The sequence below is a fragment of the Francisella-like endosymbiont genome (assembly GCF_003069505.1).
Classification (GTDB): domain Bacteria; phylum Pseudomonadota; class Gammaproteobacteria; order Francisellales; family Francisellaceae; genus Francisella.
Map to the genome: position 1 here is coordinate 639,983 of NZ_QAPC01000001.1, position 20,601 is coordinate 660,583.

The window sequence follows — 20,601 nt, forward strand, 5'->3', positions numbered from 1 at the left end:
GCTATATTTATTGGTGGTATAAAGTAATATTTTGTCTATCATTGTGGTGTATTTAATTTTGTTGGAAAGTAATTTTATCACTAGTGGTTTTTATTTAAAATTGGTGTTAGTCTTGATTAGTTGTGGTCTCTTTTGAAATAGATATATCAAAATCAGTATTGCTTGCTTCAAATCTAATTAAATCTGGGTTTCCATCAACATTACTTTGAAAAAAGCCATACTTCCAGAGGAAGTTGTATCAAACTCCCAAGTATTAAATATTCCTCGATTCTCTGATCTAAAACATCTATAAGTTCAACTTTTTGGTATGCAAGAGTGTTATTAAATAATAGAGGAGAAAATTAAAAGTGAAAAAGCAGTTAATAATAAATAAAATTATAGAGATAGATATGATTGCTTCAATCAGAGATATTCCTTGTAGACACTTATGTTTCTTTATTTGCATACTGAGTTTTGGCTTATAAATTTGAGTCAAATAGTAACATATTTTCTAAGTATATTAGAAAAAATTATGAAGATAAAATTATACCGGTTCTGGAAAAGATTGAGCAGTGAAGCTATTTATCTGATTTAATTTATAACCGTACGATACTGAAATAATGCTAAAAATTGTCATTGCTACTAATATAATTTTTTTTCATTTTGATCTTCTTAACAATGTTTAATAATAATCGCTATAAGTATTGTTTCATTTAAGTTAGCTGAAGTTAAATATATTAATTTTATTTATACGATAAGAAAAAGTTATAAAATAGAAGTGTTTACACTTTAGCAACTATAGAATATATTAGAAGTAAAAGAGTTGACGAATTTAATATATGCAAAATAGTATACTTGTTTTAGGAGCAGGGGCTTGGGGTACAGCATTAGCATTACAGCTTGCTTATAGAGGACATAACGTAAGAATTAACTCATGGAAAGCTGAGCATAACGAGCAAATGCTAAAGGATAATAATAATCATAAATATCTACCAAGTATAGAGAAATTTCCTGCTAGGTTAAAAGCTATTCAAGATTGGCAAGCTAGTATTAGTAAATTTGATAATATATTAATTGCGACTCCAAGCTCTGGTTTTAAGGACACTATTTTAGAGTTAAAAGAGTACATCTTACCACAGCAATATATTATTAGTGCGACAAAAGGTTTTTGCCATGATAGTTGTGCGTTATTAAGTGAAATAGCTGAATATATATTACCAAATACAAAGTTTGCTTTATTAACAGGACCAAGCTTTGCTAAAGAGTTGGCTAATCAGCTCCCAACAGCTGTATTAGTAGCCTCAAAAGATATTAATTATGCGTGCTATGTTCAAGAGCTTTTTAGTAATGAGAATTTTAGATGCTACACAACTACTGATATCATCGGTGCTCAAGTTGGTAGCGCTGTCAAAAATGTCTTAGCAATTACAGCTGGGATTGCTGCAGGTATGAAATTTGGTGTTAATGCTCATGCTGCACTAATTACTCGTGGTCTTGTTGAAATAAAAAAATTAGGACTTAAATTAGGCGCAAACTCAGAAACTTTTATTGGGCTTAGTTGTTTAGGAGATTTATTGTTGACATGTTCGGACAATCAGTCGCGTAATCGTAGGTTTGGACTTTATTTAGGTCAGGGTATGACTATACAGCAAGCGTTAAAAGAGGTAAATAATGTTGTTGAGGGTTATTTTACTGCAAAAGCAGTTTATAACCTTGCTAAAAAACACAATGTTGAGATGCCTTTAGTATTTGCTACTTACAGAGTTTTGTATCAAGCTGCTTATCCTAGAGATATCGTCAAAGAGCTTATGACTCGCCAGCTAAAAAATGAAAATTAATTAACCACCTATACTTGTTTTGGTACATAATTTTTAAGGTTGTTTTGTTGTATTTTGACTTTGGTATTAAAAGCATAATCACCGGCCTTTACAAGCGGTTGAACTAAAGTAGAGTTTTGCCATAATGAATTATCTTTGATAGTATCAAAAGAGTTTAGTGTTGAGCAAACTATAGCAAATATGAAACTAAAGCGCACTAGAGCAATAAAAAAAGCAAATAAGGTATTTGAGAGACTTTCTTTTTCCTTATTATTGCGCAGAAACATTTTCATAGTACCAAAAATTATAAAGTAAGCACACAATAGAACCAAAATAAATGATACTAAATAAGCTGTGCCTGGATCTTCAATTATTGAGCTGGTATATACTTGCTGGATTTTTTGCGCTAAAATTCCAGCCATAATAACAGTAAACACTATAAGTATTAATAATACAATATTTTTAAATAGTCCCTTAATAGCAGCAAATAGGCTTAATATTAAGATGACTATTATTAACAAAATATCTAAAAAATTAAGACTTGCTAAAAATTCCATTTTGTTACCCTGTGATTATATCTTTTATTTGGTTTAAATTGGTTATACCAATAATTTCAATATCTTCAGTTTTAAATGATTTTAAAACATTTGCCTGTGGCACAATAATTTTCTTGAAACCATGCTTTTTGGCTTCATTTATTCTCTCAACACTATACAGGATAGGGCGAATCTCACCAGATAGACCAACTTCTCCCATTATAAGCATGTCATGAGGAATTTCTATTTCTTTGATACTAGAGTATATAATTAATATTAGTGCTAAGTCGATACTAGTTTCATTAATCTTTATACCACCAACTACATTTAGAAAGACATCTTGATCATATAAATCAATATGCATATAGCGTTGTATAATAGCTAATACCATCGCTAAGCGATTACTATCGATACCGACACATAACCTACGTGGTGGTTGATTGATATTTTTATCCACTACAAGTGACTGTGTAGTTCAACTAACAATGGTCTAGTTCCTTCCCACACCGAAACTATCACACTGCCAATCAGATTAGTGCGACCATTATTTAGAAATATTGCAGATGGGTTTTTTACCTCTTTCATACCTTTGTCAGTCATTGCAAACACACCAATCTCATTGACAGCACCGAATCTGTTTTTAAGTGCACGCATCATCCTATATCTACCATTATCCTGCGACTCTATAAATATCAACGCATCGACAATATGCTCTAGCACTCTAGGTCCTGCAACTTCACCTGATTTTGTTACATGACCTACTAAAAATACAGCTATCTCATATTGTTTGGCAATTTGTGTGATATAAGCACTTGATTCTCTTACTTGAGAAACACCACCAACTATTGACTGAATCTCTGGATTATATATTGTTTGGATTGAATCTATTACTACAATTTCTGGTTTATACTCTACCATATATCTAGCTATTTGTTCGATATTAGTTTCACACATTACCAGTAGGTTATCTTTGGCAAGATTTAGTCTCTCAGCGCGAAGTGCTATCTGCTCGAGAGACTCTTCACCACTGATATATAGAACTTTTTTTTGCAAAGATAAAAAAGACATTATTTGCAGTAGTATCGAAGACTTGCCTATACCAGGATCACCACCAACCAAGGTTACTGAACCTTTGACAATCCCACCACCTAACACTTTATCAAATTCACCAATATGTGTAGATACTCGAGAATGTTTTTTACCTTTAATAGCTGATAATGAAGTTGCTTTAGAAATACTCCCAGCAAATCCAGCACGAGAGTTTGGTGTTTTTTTAGGATCTGATTTAAGCTTTTCTATAAAAGTATTCCATTGGTTACAATTATGGCATTGACCTTGCCAGCGTGGAGATGTGACGCCACATTCTTGACATATGAAGACTGTTTTTTGTTTAGTCATAATTTATTTACTTTGGTTTATATCCTAATAAATACTTTGAAAGTACTCTTTCGGTTTCTGGAGCATTAGGGCCGATAAATTGTACAATATGACGGTACTTGTCATTATTTTGTTCAATTGATAAAGTAATACTTTGAGGAAATACCGAGATAACTCTTGCTTCACATCCTACTTGTTCTTTAAGCTCAGTTAAAGTTATAGATATTCTGATAATATCATGTAAATAGAGTGTTTTTGAGCTATCAACTTCCATACCTCCATTTTTGATTAACTTAACATAATGGTTATAGAGCTGTTCACGCTGATCAAAAGAGTACTCAAGCTCAAGTTTTATCTCTTCTTCACTATAGTCAACACTGATATTACCTTCAACAATATCACTAGCTTCGTAATCAACAGAATGGTCATATGGCGATGATTTTTGTTTAGTTTTATCATCCTCACTAATCAAAGTTGGATCTATATTTAATCCTTCACTCTGATCAAGATCAATTTCAATTACGTTGATATTATTCTTGAGATTGTCTATCATCTGTGTCATTATCTATGTGGTAATGTGTGATAAGGAGCATCTTCTAGATCATTCTCAAAATCATCTTTAGCTAGGATGTCATTGTTTAAATCATTCAAGCGTTGTTGAGATTTTTGGGTTTTCTCAGCTAGCATCCCTCCACGAAGATTTCTTTTGTTTGAACTTTGAGGTTTTTGACTCTGTGGAGTTGCTTTTTTTAGCAGATCTAATCTACTCATCTAATACTCCTTTTTGATTGTGATCGTAATATTCTATGGCTAAGATATATAATACTTGAAAGTAAGATAAGTATAAATATTGATAAGTGTTTATTATGTGATATCCAAACGTTGATATTACTATTATCAACAAATTTTAGAATAGTATTACCAAATAGATAGCCTAATGAAATATATATTGTTGACCAGATAAGACTGCTAAGACTGTCTAGACAGATAAACTTAATTTTACTTACTTTACTAAGTCCAACCACAAGTAGAGTTATAGTGCGTAATCCATATAAAAATCTAATACTGAGAATTACTAAAGATTCGTATTTATCTAAAATTTTTAGTGATTTTTGGGCTTTATAGTGCCATGATGCTTTTTTCTCAAAAACTTTCCTCCCCATGAATTTAGAGAATATAAATAAACCGTTATCATGTAAAATCGCAGCAAAGGTTGCAGCTATAACCGCTAGAGTATAGCTAAATAATGCTGCTGCAGTTGCGATGCCTACCATAATCAAGAATATTTCACCTTCGATAAATACCCCTAACATGATAGCTAGATATCCCCAGTCAATTAGTAAGGTCGAAAATTCATTTTCACTCATACTTAATCCCTATAAGATCGCGTAATTAGTAATTCATTTACTAAAACTAATGCCAGCATTGCTTCAGCTATTGGCACGCCTCTAATACCAACGCAGGGGTCATGTCTACCTTTAGCGATAATATTGATATCATTACCTTGTATATCAATACTTTTGCCTGGTTGTAGAATACTTGATGTTGGTTTAAATGCTAATTTAGCGATTATATCTTGGCCTGTTGATATACCACCTAATATCCCACCGGCATGATTTGACAAGAAACCTTGCTCTTGAGTAATTTCATCACGATGTTGGCTACCTTTTTGTGCAACACAGTTAAAGCCATCACCAATGCTAACTGCTTTGACAGCATTTATACTCATCATCGCATAAGCAATACTTGCATCAAGTCGATCAAAAACTGGCCTACCTAACCCTGCTTCTAAACCAGTTGCTACTACAGTGACTCCAGCACCAATAGAATCACCTTGTTTGCGAATGCCATTAATTAAATTTTCACAAGCTGTAACAGCATTTTTGTCTGCAATAAAAAAAGGATTCTGATTTATAAAATCCTTATCAATAAAATCTATTTTAAGACTGCCTATTTGTGAGCAAAACCCGTAGATTTCGATGCCATGATGCTTAAGTATTTTTTTGGCAATTGCACCAGCTGCAACACGCATTGCTGTTTCTCTTGCCGATGATCTACCACCGCCACGATAGTCACGAATACCATATTTTTTGAAGTAGGTATAATCAGCATGCCCAGGGCGAAATTTATCCTTGATTTCACTATAGTCTTTTGATTTTGGGTCTTGATTTTTTATTATTAAACCGATAGGTGTGCCGATAGTTTTACCTTCAAAGACACCAGATATTATCTTAACCTCATCAGGCTCCTTACGCTGAGTGGTGAATTTTGAATGACCTGGTTTGCGTCTATCTAGCTCTATTTGAATATCTGCCTCGCAAAGAGGTATATTACTAGGACAGCCATCAATAATAGCTGCAAGTGAGTAGCCATGGCTCTCGCCACAAGTGATTATGGTGAAAATTTTACCAAAAGTATTTCCTGACATTATTGATAATAATTAAGTAGTTTGCTTCTTTATAGTAACATACTAAGCAATTTTTTGCTATCTGCTGTTGATTTTGTTACAAATAATTAATTTTATATTAAATAATAAAACCTTATTAATGCACAAACATATAACTGTTAAGACTAAGAGATATCTATTTTACCTATAGTAAAATTTTTGAATTACTAAGACTGTTATAATAGGAGACATTATAAGTGCATTTATCTTGAAGATTAAATCCCATGAAAGTAAAAAGCTACTCGTTATGTAAAAACATGTTCCAATGAATGCAATTAATATAAATCCTAAACTAAAACCGTCGAATCTTTTTTGTTTATAGTTTTTAAAGATTTGCGGAACCCAGTAGAGGGTATTAACTACAAAACCAATATAGTCAGCGAACTGATAAACTATATGATAGTTTGAGCCCATTGCTAGCATAGCTATAGCAAATAAGATATAAAACTGATATTTAATACTTCAGGCATTTTTTTGTAAAAGATAGATATTTGTAACTGCTGTATACAAACTCCAAGTAAGTAGATAATAGCAACGACAGCATATTGCCAATCATAGCCAAAGCCGATAGTTTCAACAATATTAGATAAAACTGTAATAAAAATACCGAACTGTGTCAAAATACTAATATTTGACAAGGCTTGTTTATTTTTGAAGTTATGTATAATTTGTGGAACAAACTGAACAGAGTAAAGCACAAAAGAAACATTAAGTACTATTTGTCCAAAAAGTTGAGTATTAATAGTTTAGCTCCAGCTTTGATAAGTTAATTTAATGATACCATGTATTAGTTTTTTGACAACTATTGTCAATTTTTGGCTGAATTTTTCTCACCGAATAAGTATAGATACTCGCCATAGCCATCTTTTTTCATATTTTCTTTAGGGATAAATTTAAGAGCTGTAGAATTCATACAGTATCTCTTACCAGTAGGTTGAGGTCCATCATCGAAAACATGACCTAAATATGAATTGGCGTATCTTGAGAGAACTTTTGTTCGAGTCATAAACCAGCTATTATCAGTTTTTGTTTTTATAAATGAATTATCAATAGGTTTAGTAAAGCTTGGCCAACCTGTTCCAGCATCATATTTATCAGTAGAACTAAAAAGTGGTTCTCCAGAAACAACATCGACATAGATACCTTGTCTATAGTTATCCCAATATTTATTATTGAATGCTCTTTCAGTTCCGCCTTTTTGGGTTACATAACATTGGAGTCTAGTTAGTTTATCTAATGCTTGTGTTTTATCAAAATTTTGCCAGTTTTGATTATCGGCTAATCCGATAGTCGGAATAAATAAAGCTATGAGTATAAGTTTTTTCATAAGATTATAATCTTCAAAACTGAATTATTAATATTTTAGCATGATAGGTTTGATTTACAGATAATAGTTAGCGCTTAATTGCGTTTTAAGTATAGATAATATTTTTAAATATTTGTATGATTAAATTGTATATGAACTAAATTTTTGGAGGTGTAAAATGACTAATTTTTATAAGTTATGTGGTCTAAATATGCTTACATTTATCTTAGCAGACTGTACAATTTTGTCAGCAAATAAATCTTATAATGGCGCTCATGATGGTAAGCTAATTGTACATATGAGAGATGTCAATACTAATAAAGAAGTTGGTACAATTACAATATCACCATATATTCATGATGATAAGCAAGAGGGAATGTTGATTACACCACATTTATATAATTTACCTGCTAGTACTACTCATGGTATGCATATTCATATCAATCCTAGTTGTAAAAATAATGGCATGGCAGCAGGTGGGCATTGGGATCCAGATAATACTCAAAAACACCTTGGCCCATATAATGATAATGGTCATAAGGGAGATTTACCTGTATTAGTTGTCAATACAGATGGTACAGCAACTGAGCCTGTCGTAGCACCAAGATTAGATTCTCTAGAGGAACTAGTTGGTCATAGCTTTATGATTCATATAGGAGGAGATAATTACTCCGATAAGCCACAATCTTTAGGTGGTGGTGGTGCTAGAACGTGGTGTGGAGTTATAGCAGACTAAACTATGAATTATTAGCACGCTTAGGTTTTTTCTTATTGATACTCTTTATAGTATCATTGTGGGAGCTACTTGCGCCAGTGCGTAAGCTAAAAATTTCTAAGCTAACTCGTTTGGTTAATAACTTACTTCTTGTTATTTTAAATAAGCTGTTATAGAGATTGTTATTTCCTACGGCTGCTGTTGGTGTGGCATTACTTTGTCGACACTATAATCTTGGCTTACTAAATATTATAGCTATACCAATGTAGTTAAAAGTGGTGATAGCTTTTTTAGCTTTGAATTTTATAATATACTTTCAGCGTGTATTATCTCACTACTTACCATTGTTATGGCGATTTCATAAGGTGCATCATCTTGATTTGGACTATGATATGATTACTGGATTGTGCTTTCACCATGTAGAAATATTATTATCAATGTTGATAAAATTTGATGCTATTTGTTTTATTCGAGCACCAGCATTAGCAGTGATCATTTTTAAGATTATCCTAAATGGTACTTCTTATATTTAATAATGTTAATATTAGCTTGTCGTCTTGGTTTGATAGAGTTTTAAGACTAATGATAGTTACTCCTGATACGCATAGAGTTCATCATTCAACTATTCCAAAATAGACAAATTCTAATTTTGGTTTTAATTTGATATGGTGGGATAAGCTTATGAGAACTTATCTGGCACAGCCTAAGAAAAGTCATATTCAGATGGATACCGGCTTAATTGAGTATACAAACTCTAAACAGACGCAGAACTTTATCAATATACTTAAAATACCTTTTTCAAGGAAATAGAACCCTCAACTAACTTAGCGTTTTTCTTTTTAGATATGAAAAAATATATACAACAAGGTATAATCATTGCGGGAGCACCAAAATAGAAAGCACCTTTTAGCTCATCATTAAACAATGTTAATACTAAGCATAAAACTTGTATCCATATACCGAATAATGAAATATAAGGAAATAGAGGTGTTTTAAATAGCATCTTGCTAGTAGCATTTTGTTGTATAAGCTGTTTTCTGAAGTTATATTGCGACCAGCATATACAAATCCAACAAATTGTTGCCGTAAATCCTGACATTGCTAGTAGGTTAGTAAAAGCAGCAGAAGCCGATAATTTAAAAGAAAGTATCAAGAATGTCCATACAGCTAGTATACTTATATAAACTGCATAGTGTGGTATAGATGCTGAATTTAGCTTTCTAAATATGCTCGGAGCCATTCTTGCTCTAGACAAGCTATATAATGAGCGAACAGCTGCATAAAAACCACTGTTAGCACAAGAAAACGCAGCTACAAGAACCACAAATGCAAATACTGCGGCAAATTTATCTAAATGATAATATTGCAGTGCTGTGGCAAACACAGAATCACTTAAGTTCATCTGTTGCCATGGAAAGATTGTCTCGAGTAGAAAAACTGGTATTACATACAGGCCAACTATTCTTATTGCGACATACTTGGCGATTCTTGGCATTTGTTTATCAGCGTTATCAGATTCACTTACGGCTAATCCGATAATTTCTGAACCTTGGAAATTTACTAGTAGTATCACCATAGTTGTTATTAATATAAGTTTGCCTTTAGGGAAAAAACTACCTTCTCCAACTATATAAGTGCCTTCTAGTGCGCTACCGGTATTATTTTGGATGATGTCAAAAAATATCAGTATCGCAACTATACTAAATAAGCCAAGTGCTATAATTTTTACTAGTGCCATCCAAAACTCAATCTCGCCAAAAAATTTCACTTTAGTAAGATTTATGATAGTTATAAATAAACCAAACAAAGTAGCCCACATATATGTAGGTACTGCAGGTAAAAATGTATGCATGATTATTCCGCCAGCAATACATTCTGAAGGGATATAAATTATCCAGTTAAGCCAATACGACCAGCCCATGCCACATGCTATATATGGTGATACATATTTAGCAGTATAGTAAATAAATGATCCAGAATTTGGGGAATTGGCTGTTAGCTCGGCTAAGCACAAAGTCACCGCATATACTATAATACCAGCTAGAATATAAGCTAAAATAGCAGCTGGTCCAACTTCCGCTAAGACATAACCTGTACCTAAAAAGAAACAAGAGCCAATGATACCGCCTAAAGCTATTAGCTCTATATGGCGAGGTTTTAGAGTTTTAGCAAGTGCCATAATTTACTCCAAAGCAGCTAAGGTAAGCGAATTATAATCTTGGTTTTAGCTTTGTCAACAAAAAATGCACTTTTTGCCTACTTGAATTTATCAAATATTTATTTGATAATGATATTTAAATCGAATTACACTAACTAAGAAAGGTTGAAATGTCTGAAATAAATCAACTAGGCAAAGTCTATGAGCGCCCATGGGGAACTTATCAAACAATTAATTTTACTGACAAAAGTCAAACAAAAATAATTACTGTAAAACCAAAAGGGCAGCTTTCATTACAAAAGCATTTCAAGAGAGCAGAGCACTGGGTAGTTGTAACTGGTAGGCCAACTATTACAGTAGATGATAATGTACGTGAATATAATGTTGGTGAGCATATATTTATACCTAAAGAGGCTGTACATAGGCTTGTGAATTTCACAGATAATGATATTCAGATTATAGAAGTGCAAGTTGGTGATTATCTTGGTGAAGATGATATTGTGCGTTTAGAAGATATTTATAACCATAATTAATCCTTTCAAGCCGTATAAAAAAATATTCATTGTGTATTCTAACCATCTACAATATTTTTAGTAGAAGTTTTTTCAAAGTATTTAAGGAAATCTTATGACGCTAAAATCCAAAGCTATTATAGCTTATAAAGCAGCTGAGCCGCTTTCTGTAGAGATTGTCAATGTAGCATTACCTAAAGATAATGAAGTCTTAGTTTAGATCAAAGCAACTGGAATCTACCATACTGATACATATACATTATCAGGTAGAGATCCCAAAGGGCTTTTTTATGCTATATTAGATCATGAAGGTGCTGGTGAGGTAGTAGTAGTTGGCAAAAATGTCACCTCTGTAAAACCGGGTGATCGTGTCATAGCATTATATACACCTAAGTGTAGAGAGTGTGAGTATTGACTTAACCATAAATAATCTATGCCAAGCAATTAGACAAACTTAAGGTAGAGGAGTTATGCCAGATGGTAGCTCAAGATGGCAGAGAGATTTATCATTATATAGGTTGCTAGACATTTTCAAACTATACAGTATTACTAGAGATTGCAGTTGCTAAAATTCGTAAAGATGCGCCTTTAGATAAAGTTTGCTATATTAGCTGTGGGGTGTTACTGGTATTGGTGCTATAGTTAAGACAGCTAATGTTGAAGCGGGCTCAAGTGTAGTTGTGTTGGGCTTAGGAGGTATTAGCCTAAATGTAATCCAAGGTGCTAAACTTGTTGGTGCGGGACAAATAGTTGGAGTAGATATCAACAATGATAAAAAGGGATTAGCAGAAAAGTACGGTATGACAGGCTTTGTTAATCCTAATGAAATTGATGAAGACTTAGTCCAACATCTTATCCGCTTGATTGGAGGTGGTGCTGATTATAGCTTTGAGTGTATTGGTAATACAAAAGTAATGCGTCAAGCTCTAGAATGTGCTCATAAAGGTTGGGGATTTAGTGTGATTATTGGAGTTACAGGTGCTGTCGAAGAGATATCTACTCGGCCATTTCAGCTTGTGACAGAGAGGTCGTACATGGAAAGGTTCAGCATTCGGTGGTTATGCGTGGCAGGACAGATGTACCGATGATTGTTAATTGGTATATGGATGGTAAGATTGATATTGATAATCTTATTACAGCAAATATCAAGATTGATGATATTAATAAAGGTTTAGCCGAAATGCACAACAATTATTAGAACTGTTGTTAATTTTTAAATTCTTTTAAGATAACATTAAAAAATGTATAAGAAAGAAATATGAAAAGAGTAATTATTTACTGTTATAAGCTTTGATAGCTTTATCTAAAAGATCTAGAGCTCTTTTTAGTGATTTTTCTTCTAAGATATAAGCGATTCTTATTTCATCTTTACCAAGACCTTTAGTCGCATAAAAGTCAGCAGCAGGAGAAATCATCACAGTTTCGCGATTATCTTCAAAATCTGTTAATAACCATAGTGCAAACTTTTCAGTATCATCGATTGGTAGCTTAGCAATCACATAGAAAGCACCAGTAGGCTTTTCACAAACTACATTATCCATTTTTGAAAGAACTTCAAAGGTGATATCTCTTCTTTTTTGATATTCTTTATTTACTTCTTTTAGGTAGTCTTGTGATACTTCATAAAGAGCAGTAGAGCCAATTTGATCAAGAGTTGACACACATAGTCTAGCTTGACACAGCTTAGTAGCTTCTTTGATAAACTCTTTGTTTTTTGAGCAAAGTGAGCCAATTCTAGCACCACAAGCACTATAGCGCTTAGATACAGAGTCAACAATAATCACACGATCATCGACACCTTTAATATTACCAAAAGATGTACATATAAGCCCATCATAAGTAAACTCTCTATATACTTCATCACTGATGATAAATAGATCTTTTTCTTTAGCTACTTCTGCTAAAATTTCTAGTTCTTGTTTTGTATATACAACACCAGTAGGGTTACCAGGATTAGAGATCATGATAGCGCGTGTTTTATCAGTTACGCATGCTAGGATTTCCTCTTTTGATGGTAGATGGAAACCTTCCTCAGCTTTTGTGGTGATTGGTTTGATAGACACATCAACCGCAGCTGTAAAACCATTATAATTTGTATAGAAAGGTTCAGGTACAAGTATCTCATCACCAGCATTACAAGTAGCAATAGCAGCAAATATTAGTGCTTCAGAACCACCGTTAGTTATTAAGATTTCATTCTCGGCAAAGTCCATATCAAATCTTTTATAGTATTTTGAGATAGCTTTGATTAAGCTTGGCTCACCACTTGCTATAGAGTAGGTGATAGTCTCTTTATCGTAAGCTCTAATAGCATTCATAAATTCACTAGGAGTTTTGATATCAGGCTGACCAATATTAAGGTGATATACCTTTTTACCTTGTTTCTCTGCTTGAATAGAATACGGCACTAACTTACGTACTGGAGAGGCTTGCATTGCCTTTACTCTTCTTGATAATTTCATCTAATAAATCCTTCTATGTTTGATATTAGCCAAATACGCCACAACGGATTATAATATATTTTTTTCAGGTAAAAAATATTTAATTTATTGATATTTACTTTATTGCTATAGTTATTAACTTTTCTAATACTAAATATATCAGTTATATTAAACTTATAATCAAATATTGATATATCTTTTAATCTTAATAAGTATTTATGACTTTTGATGAGAAATTAGAGAAAAAAACTTTAAAAACAAATCTGATAGTTGCTTCTATTTATGCTTTATTTTCTATAATAGTAGTATATTTTGCTCAATCTTTGGCAGTGCTACTAGATACTAGTTACTCTGTTATATCAATATTAATTTATGCCGTATCAATATATGTTTTAAGAAAGATTAACCAACCTGCAAATAAATACTATCACTATGGTTACTATCGATTAGAGCCTATATTTATTATGCTTGAATCTTGGTCTGTATTACTTATCGCTTTTAGTGTTATTCTTATATCGATATTTAATATTTTTACTCATACAATCAAACCAAACTATGCAATAGCATTATTATCAGAAATAGTAGGCACTATTGTATGTATTTTTATGTTCTTATTTGTTAATAAAAGAGCTAAAAAAACAGGTTCAAAGATTTTGTTTTGTGATGCGTTAATGTGGCAAGCTGATGTGTTATTAGGAATTGGAGTAATTTTAAATATATCTATAGGTTTTATTTTAGAAGAATTAGGTTATATCAAGTTAGCTTTATATGTCGACCCTATAGTAGCAATCCTTATAGGTTGTTATATTATGATAAATCCAATAAAACTTACTAAAGAAGCATATTGGCATTTATTAGATGCTGCTCCAGATATTGAATTTAGAAACCAAATTAGGCAAATTGCAAAACAAGTAGCAGAAAGTTATTTTTTATTGATTGATAATATCAAAATCACTCAATCTGGACGTTTTATGTTTATAGATGTGTATTTAGACTTACCTGAACTTATAGAAACTAAAAAAATACTTATTTTTAAGTCACAATTACAGCAGCAGCTCCAAAACTCTTTTCCTCAAAATAAGTTAAAGGTCTATGTTAGTTTTTAAATATAAAATGGTCAGTTTATTACTTGTATAAGTAGACAAGAGCATATATATTAAACTAGTTGTAATATTAATCATCTATAGATCTATGCTACTACATTTATCAATCAAAAATTTTGCGATTATAAAATCTACAGAAATTGATTTTATAAAGTGGATGACAGTCTTAACTGGTGAAACTGGCGCCGGTAAGTCGATTCTACTTGATGCGCTTAGTTTTGTGCTTGGTACAAGGTTAGAAAAGACATTTCTACAAGATGATAAGGTAACAGAAGTTTTCGCTACTTTTTGCATCAAGGATAATCAAAAGGCAAAACACCTTTTAGATGAACTTTTTATTGATTATGAAAATGAGGAGTGTACCTTTTAGGCGTGTGGTTAATAAATCTAAGCAGAGTCGCTTATTTATAAACGGTAGTGTTGTTAATGCTGCAGATGTCAGAAAAGTTTCAGATAAGCTAATAAACATTTATAGTCAAAATTCCCATCAAGATTTACTTGATCCTAAATCACAGTTAAGTATACTTGATAGTTTTGCAAATAATGATGAGCTGCTAAAAAAAGTCACAAACTCATTTTACCAGCTACAAAAAATAAACTCTGAAATAGCTGAATTACAAAAGTATATAGGCACGCAAAATAGTCAGCGAGAACTACTTGAGTATAAGCTAGGTGAGCTAGTTACTCTAGAGCTAGGTGAAAATGAATTTGAGCAGTTAGCGCAATGCCAAAAGAGTTTATCAAGTGTTAATGATATTGGCTATAGTCTTAATCATATTTCAAGTTTAATGTATGATGATGAGATAAATATAATCGCAATGCTGATAGAACTTGAGAAAGAAGTAGTAAAGCTATATGAAGGATCATTTAGAAATCTCCAAGAGCTGATATCCCAAACCAAAGTGTATACCCAAGAAAGCTATGCTGAAGCACAAAACCAACTAGAATCATTAGAGCATGATCCTGAGGAGTTAGCAAAAGTATAGCAACGCATGAGCCAGATATATGATCTTGCGCGCAAGCATAAGATTGAGCCTAACTATATGTATCAGTATATCCAAGAGTTGCAGACTGAGTTAGATAGTTTTAGTCAAGATAGTACCCGACTAACGCAGCTACACGAGCAAAAGCAAAACCTACAACAGCAATATAGCGAATATGCCAACCAGCTTAGTCAAGTACGTAAACAGGTTGCTAAGGAATTCTCAAAGCAAGTTGAGAAAAATATTCGTTCACTTAATATCCCTAAAGATAGTTTTGTAGTGCAGATTTTTCCAGCTCAAGCAAAAACTTCAAAGGGTATAGATGAATGCCAATTCATGATTAACTTTAACCTTGGTGAACAACTAGCTCCTGTCAAAAAAGTAGCATCAGGTGGTGAGCTAAGTAGGATTGGTTTATCAATACAGGCAGTATCTGCAGCGAAAAGATCATATCCAACTCTAGTTTTTGATGAAGTAGATGTTGGTATTTCTGGAGCCACTGCAGAGATAGTTGGTAAGCTTCTTAAGAAATTATCTGAAAAGTTACAAGTCCTATGTATTACACATCAACCTCAAGTTGCTGCTCAAGGACAGACACATCTACATGTATCTAAGAAATATCTCAAAGATACTACAGAATCAAAGATTATAGAGCTAAATCAACAGCAGCGCATCGTAGAGATTGCTAAGATAGTAGGTGGGGTAGATATCTCAGAAAATACTCTATCGCATGCTAGAGAATTGCTAGGTCTGTAAAACAAAATTCTGTTTGTATAGGCAGGATTGGCATTCGTAAGCCTGATGGAGTAGTTTTTTGATCGATTCTGTGATCGAGTTGTAGAATGACAGATTTTTATCTATAGAGATAATTGGATTAAAATATATTTTGAGTATATTATCTTAAAGTGTGTACGTAATAAAAGAGAGGGATTAAAATGTTAACAAAACTTTTTAGAAATAGTAATAGCCAAGCTGTCAGAATACCTAAAGAAATGCAGTTTAAGGTAAAAGAAGTAGAGATAAATCATATCGGTAATTCAATAATTACAGAGCCACCAAAAAAACTGGCAACAGATCTTTGCTGGATTAGAAGATTTTAGCGATGATGTCTTTGAAGATGGTAGGGAGCAACCAAAGTTAGAATCTAAGAGAGGCTTTTAAATGAAAGTAATGCCTAGATACTAATGTATGTATACATAATTAATGAAAAACCCAAATCTTTATTAGAACATTTCCTTAAATATGAAATTGGCGATATTGGTATATCATCGATTAGTATATGCAGAATTGCTAAATGGTTCTATAAAAGTAGCAAGATCAACCAAAATTTACAGCACTTCGTAATTTCATATCAGTATTAGAAATAGCTAATTTTGATCGAAACGCAGTAATATATTATGGTTTAATAAGGTCTGAGCTTAAGAAAGGTGGTAAAATAATAGGTGCCAATGACTTAAATAGTAGCTCACGTAACATCGTTAAATGTTCCATTAGTTACAAATAATCCGAAAGAGTTTGCTAGAGTTGATCATTTGATTTTATATAAAAAATACTATTCACTTAGCGTTGCAGATGCTAATATTTCAAGAATTTGCAGTGAAATTGTATAGTTATAGTAATTATAAATCAACTGAATTATAGAAAGAAAGTCAAAAGATTCCTAATCATAGTAAAATAAAAGATGATAAATGTGATGGCCGCGATAATGACTAGCTTACCAGTCTAAGATTATCTAAATATTATGGTATTGCCAAGAATTATACTTGTCATTAATTTGACTGAAAGCGCCTGTGTTATAATCTTCAGCTTGCCTTGTTTCAATTCTTTGAGTATCTACGGAATTAATTAATACTAGATTGCAACCTGGTCCATTGCGTTATTATATTGTTCATAAGCGTTATTGTAGTCAGCATCAAAGCCTTGCTTTCATTACCATTAATCGAACTGGCAGCATTTCTTTGCTGATCTTGTAGTGCACTATATCTTGTGTTGGTACTTTTTCTATTTTGATTATAGATATTTTTTTGCTCATTGAAGAAGGCGAGCTGCTTCTTGGGTGTTGCTAATCAGTACCAGCTTGGCTAGATAGTGAAGATTGGACACTATCTATTAGGCCTTGATAATAATCAATAGTTTTCTAATTGCTCTTGGGTTGATACACCATGTGAAATAATAATAAGATTGAACATCTTTTTTATAGCCATCTAAAAGTATCAGTGTTCTGGTGACATAATTTGAATACGGCTGGGATAACCATTATCGACAAAACACTTATAATAGTTATAACTATAAGTAATTCGGTAAGTGAAAAGCTTTTTTGTATTTTACAATATCATATGCTGACATTTGATAAAAACTAATCTAATTATATAAGAAAATAGCAAATTCAATTAATGATTTTTATTATCAATTAAGTAGTTTTAATGAGGATTTTAGCTATTTTTGATAAAAAATCAGCTATAGCCAGATTGATAATATTATCTAGTCATATTATAATAAATAGAAAAGTAGGGTTTTGCGATCTGTATTCTATGACACCAGGAGTCTGTTGGTTTGTGGTTTATGCAGTAGGGCTCGAATTTATTTTGGCTCTTTAATATAGGGCAAGTTCTATATCTGCCCTATGCAATTTATATAAGAAATTTTGAATTGAATTTAGCTAATTCACTATAAAAGTGATACAACCAGCTCCAAACAGTCATTCTCAACTCGTTTGACGAATCTCAATATACTCAATACTTAGTGTGATGCTGAAATAAATTTCGCATGACTGCCTACTCTTAGGTTAGAGAGAAGACTAGAAGAAGTATAAAAATCTAAGCGCTAAAAGTACTTGCACAAATGTGTGAATTACTAGCTGTTAATGTTGATGTATTTACATTGTGAGAGCAAGTTCATTGGAAAATGTTACCACTAACTACACCACTTAGTCTTATAATATCCTTATTTTTAGTAAAATATTGTGGTGAATTTTGACTTAGGTTTATATCAATAGTAGTACCTGATGAGCTATTTATTACACTAATTCCAGTAGGTGTGTCATAAAGTTTGCTGTGATATATTTCTATTATTTTTAATGTCATCTTCTATATTAGCTTTTACATTACCAATAATATTTATAGATTCAATAATTGCGGCATGTTCTTTGTAGTTTGAGTAGGTTGGTATTGCCACCGCTGCTAAGATCGCAATTATCGCGATAACTACCATTAGCTAAACTAGTGAGAAACCTATTTGCTTTTGTCTTTGTATAGTTTTTAATAAATCTAAAAAATACACTTAAATTGGATTATGTGTAAAAAGATCAAAATAGAAATTAGGATAAGATTTTAGATATAAAAAAGCCACATAGGTAGCTAGGGTTCTACACTAAACGTTATTTTTAGTTTGTAGTACAGTTAGATGGTGCTTGAGATGAAGTAACTCCTGAGATATTACAAGCCCAAGTAATTGCGCCGCTGTCAACAGTAGGTGTTAATATCATTGATGAGCCCGATACTATATCAGAAGTAACTTGTGTTATCACTCCATCAGCTACACTTACACCTGAAGGAAGATTTTCTGCAGTTACTCCAGTTGCTGAGCCATTGTTATTTGCAATACCCTCAGCAACTTCTGCTTTAACTCCACCAAGCTGTGCCATTCTTGTACCAAGTTGAGCACGTGTAGTGTAGTTAAAGTACATTGGGATAGCTACAGCTGCTAGGATAGCGATAATCGCGATCACTACCATTAACTCAACTAGTGAGAAACCTTTTTGCATTTTCTTTTTCATAGTTTGTTTTCCTTATTTTATTAGGTTGTTTACATTGTAATAATACGATAAAGACGCTTTTACCATATGCCTTTCATTATATTCTTTAAAATATATCATGCAAGTGATTTATTTAAAATTTGACTATATTTTTATGATAATTTTATACATATAGACGTTACTGATTTGGTATATTTAGAGTTATAAAGTATAGTAAAATATTTTAAAATAAATTAATTAATAATAAAATATAGCTGTAATTAATATTATTGAACTATGATTAAAATTTACTTTTATATTTACAAGAAGAGATGATCACAACGCTGATTAGGTGTTTCTTAATAATTATATAATGATAATTTTTTGTAGGAGTATGCTTTAGGGATATTTTTAAAGACAAAGTTTAGGGAATTGATACAAAGACAACCACTAGTGATTGCCTTTAACATAAAAAACATCATTGATGACATAATCATAACCTTCGCGTATTAGCTATAACTAGAATTTGATATAGTAGTTAATCAAGCATACAAAAGTCCTGCTGAATTTATTTCAGTATTTCACGATAACTATTGATTTTATTGAGTATTTTTATTTTGATTATGCTGAATAATTGAGTTTACGGTAATTAATTATAAGTAAATTTTTATACTACTATTATGATGGATTAGCTATAGATTAGTGAAATAATATTATTTTGTTATACTAAGCTTGTAACTATCTATTAACTGGAAGCTTTTATATATGCTCAGACAAAGATTACAAGCAAATTTTCAAGGCTTCAAAGATATTTTTAGAAAACCAAAGCTACACAATGATAAATTGCCTACATATCTACAGTTAAAGTATACATTTATACCATTATTAATTTTGGTAATCTTTACGTACTATAATTTAGATACACCGGTTGAGAACTGTATCAAGTATTCTATGCCAAGTATTGTTGGTGTGATCTTTGGTAAAATTACTGATGTTGGTAAGGCAGAGTATATCTTGATAATTTGTGGCGTGATAGTGTTAGCACGTTTGTTTAGCGATAGTGAAAAATTATCTGCTAGTGCTATAACTTTGTTTAACAAGGTATCGGCCTATGCTGGCTTTATCTTGGTGACTGTAGCTATTAGTGGTATTTTGGGACAGATACTTAAGATGATAGTAGGGCGAGCACGTCCTAAATTTTTCTTGGAGTATGGCTCACATTACTTTCAACATTTTTATGCACCAGGTTATGATTTTGCAAGTATGCCATCAGGACACTCAATCACAGTTGGGGCAATGTTTATAGCATTTTTTTATATCTTCCCTAAGCTAAGGTATCTTTGGTATGTGCTAATTGTTATATTTGCTGGTAGTAGAATCATAGTTGGTTCACATTACCCTAGCGATGTAATCTTTGGGGTTGCTTTTGGTTGCTACTGTACAGCATATATATACTATTGGATGAAAAATAGAGAGATTATTTAGATTTCTAACT

The 20,601-nt window shown here is 32.2% G+C and carries 14 protein-coding genes and 8 pseudogenes; 9 read left to right on the forward strand and 13 right to left on the reverse strand.

Annotated elements, in window-relative coordinates; all coding sequences use genetic code 11:
* Positions 1-818: 818 nt before the first annotated feature.
* Entirely contained in the window at positions 819-1,817 is a 999-nt protein-coding gene (locus tag C9379_RS03680; protein ID WP_143384945.1) for an NAD(P)H-dependent glycerol-3-phosphate dehydrogenase, read from the forward strand.
* An 8-nt stretch (positions 1,818-1,825) separates the two neighbouring features.
* Here C9379_RS03680 and C9379_RS03685 read toward each other — a convergent pair whose 3' ends face one another.
* The 7 genes and pseudogenes from C9379_RS03685 to msrB all read right to left on the reverse strand — a co-directional run bounded on the left by C9379_RS03685 (position 1,826) and on the right by msrB (position 7,482).
* Positions 1,826-2,353 carry a CvpA family protein gene (locus C9379_RS03685; RefSeq protein WP_143384946.1) on the reverse strand — a complete coding sequence of 176 codons (528 nt, stop codon included), beginning with the start codon at positions 2,351-2,353 and terminating at the stop codon, positions 1,826-1,828.
* A 4-nt stretch (positions 2,354-2,357) separates the two neighbouring features.
* Positions 2,358-3,730, reverse strand: a pseudogene (radA, locus tag C9379_RS03690) (DNA repair protein RadA).
* A 7-nt stretch (positions 3,731-3,737) separates the two neighbouring features.
* Positions 3,738-4,480: pseudogene (locus tag C9379_RS03695) on the reverse strand (PilZ domain-containing protein).
* The gene (locus C9379_RS03700; RefSeq protein WP_143384947.1) at positions 4,477-5,076 is read right to left on the reverse strand and encodes a DedA family protein; all 600 of its coding nucleotides are present in this window, start codon (positions 5,074-5,076) and stop codon (positions 4,477-4,479) included. The pseudogene C9379_RS03695 and the gene C9379_RS03700 overlap by 4 nt, the downstream one beginning before the upstream one ends.
* 2 nt (positions 5,077-5,078) lie before the next feature.
* The gene (gene aroC / locus C9379_RS03705; protein WP_143384948.1) at positions 5,079-6,137 is read right to left on the reverse strand and encodes a chorismate synthase; all 1,059 of its coding nucleotides are present in this window, start codon (positions 6,135-6,137) and stop codon (positions 5,079-5,081) included.
* A gap of 159 nt (positions 6,138-6,296) precedes the next feature.
* Positions 6,297-6,898 (reverse strand): annotated as a pseudogene (locus tag C9379_RS03710) (PQ-loop repeat-containing protein).
* A 65-nt stretch (positions 6,899-6,963) separates the two neighbouring features.
* Complete coding sequence (gene msrB, locus C9379_RS03715) at positions 6,964-7,482, reverse strand: peptide-methionine (R)-S-oxide reductase MsrB (RefSeq protein WP_143384949.1); 519 nt, start codon at positions 7,480-7,482, stop codon at positions 6,964-6,966.
* A gap of 157 nt (positions 7,483-7,639) precedes the next feature.
* Between msrB and C9379_RS03720 the strand changes: the two genes are divergently transcribed.
* Together C9379_RS03720 and C9379_RS03725 are read left to right on the forward strand one after the other, a co-directional pair.
* A complete protein-coding gene (locus C9379_RS03720; RefSeq protein ID WP_143384950.1) occupies positions 7,640-8,197 on the forward strand; it encodes a superoxide dismutase family protein in 558 nt (185 codons plus the stop codon).
* A pseudogene (locus C9379_RS03725) lies at positions 8,176-8,986 on the forward strand (sterol desaturase family protein). The gene C9379_RS03720 and the pseudogene C9379_RS03725 overlap by 22 nt, the downstream one beginning before the upstream one ends.
* On the opposite strand, the gene C9379_RS03730 reads toward C9379_RS03725, so the two are convergent.
* The gene (locus C9379_RS03730; RefSeq protein WP_143384951.1) at positions 8,961-10,355 is read right to left on the reverse strand and encodes an amino acid permease; all 1,395 of its coding nucleotides are present in this window, start codon (positions 10,353-10,355) and stop codon (positions 8,961-8,963) included. The pseudogene C9379_RS03725 and the gene C9379_RS03730 overlap by 26 nt on opposite strands.
* 149 nt (positions 10,356-10,504) lie before the next feature.
* Here C9379_RS03730 and C9379_RS03735 point away from each other — a divergent pair, with 149 nt between their 5' ends.
* Complete coding sequence (locus C9379_RS03735) at positions 10,505-10,867, forward strand: phosphomannose isomerase type II C-terminal cupin domain (protein ID WP_143384952.1); 363 nt, start codon at positions 10,505-10,507, stop codon at positions 10,865-10,867.
* A gap of 94 nt (positions 10,868-10,961) precedes the next feature.
* A pseudogene (locus C9379_RS03740) lies at positions 10,962-12,063 on the forward strand (zinc-binding dehydrogenase).
* Positions 12,064-12,117: 54 nt separating this feature from the next.
* Here the strand turns inward: C9379_RS03740 and C9379_RS03745 are convergent.
* A complete protein-coding gene (locus C9379_RS03745; RefSeq protein WP_143384953.1) occupies positions 12,118-13,308 on the reverse strand; it encodes a pyridoxal phosphate-dependent aminotransferase in 1,191 nt (396 codons plus the stop codon).
* Positions 13,309-13,505: 197 nt separating this feature from the next.
* Here C9379_RS03745 and C9379_RS03750 point away from each other — a divergent pair, with 197 nt between their 5' ends.
* The 3 genes and pseudogenes from C9379_RS03750 (at position 13,506) to C9379_RS03760 (ending at position 16,473) form a co-directional block, all read left to right on the forward strand.
* The gene (locus C9379_RS03750) at positions 13,506-14,393 is read left to right on the forward strand and encodes a cation diffusion facilitator family transporter (RefSeq protein WP_143384954.1); all 888 of its coding nucleotides are present in this window, start codon (positions 13,506-13,508) and stop codon (positions 14,391-14,393) included.
* 85 nt (positions 14,394-14,478) lie between these two features.
* Positions 14,479-16,129 (forward strand): annotated as a pseudogene (gene recN, locus C9379_RS03755) (DNA repair protein RecN).
* A gap of 179 nt (positions 16,130-16,308) precedes the next feature.
* Positions 16,309-16,473, forward strand: coding sequence for an antitoxin (locus C9379_RS03760; protein WP_318263342.1), 165 nt, complete (start codon positions 16,309-16,311; stop codon positions 16,471-16,473).
* Between the two features lie 632 nt (positions 16,474-17,105).
* Here C9379_RS03760 and C9379_RS08740 read toward each other — a convergent pair.
* The 4 genes and pseudogenes from C9379_RS08740 to C9379_RS03775 form a co-directional block, all read right to left on the reverse strand.
* A pseudogene (locus tag C9379_RS08740) lies at positions 17,106-17,504 on the reverse strand (pilin); the annotation flags it as partial.
* Between the two features lie 63 nt (positions 17,505-17,567).
* Positions 17,568-17,696 (reverse strand): type II secretion system protein, encoded by a 129-nt coding sequence (locus tag C9379_RS03765; protein ID WP_318263356.1) that lies wholly within the window; start codon positions 17,694-17,696, stop codon positions 17,568-17,570.
* Between the two features lie 493 nt (positions 17,697-18,189).
* Positions 18,190-18,583: pseudogene (locus tag C9379_RS03770) on the reverse strand (prepilin-type N-terminal cleavage/methylation domain-containing protein).
* Between the two features lie 172 nt (positions 18,584-18,755).
* Positions 18,756-19,148 (reverse strand): pilin, encoded by a 393-nt coding sequence (locus C9379_RS03775; RefSeq protein WP_143384955.1) that lies wholly within the window; start codon positions 19,146-19,148, stop codon positions 18,756-18,758.
* A 723-nt stretch (positions 19,149-19,871) separates the two neighbouring features.
* On the opposite strand from C9379_RS03775, the gene lpxE reads away from it, so the two are divergent.
* Positions 19,872-20,591: a lipid A 1-phosphatase LpxE gene (gene lpxE, locus C9379_RS03780; protein WP_143384956.1), complete on the forward strand. Its 720-nt coding sequence runs from the start codon at positions 19,872-19,874 to the stop codon at positions 20,589-20,591.
* Positions 20,592-20,601 lie beyond the last annotated feature (10 nt).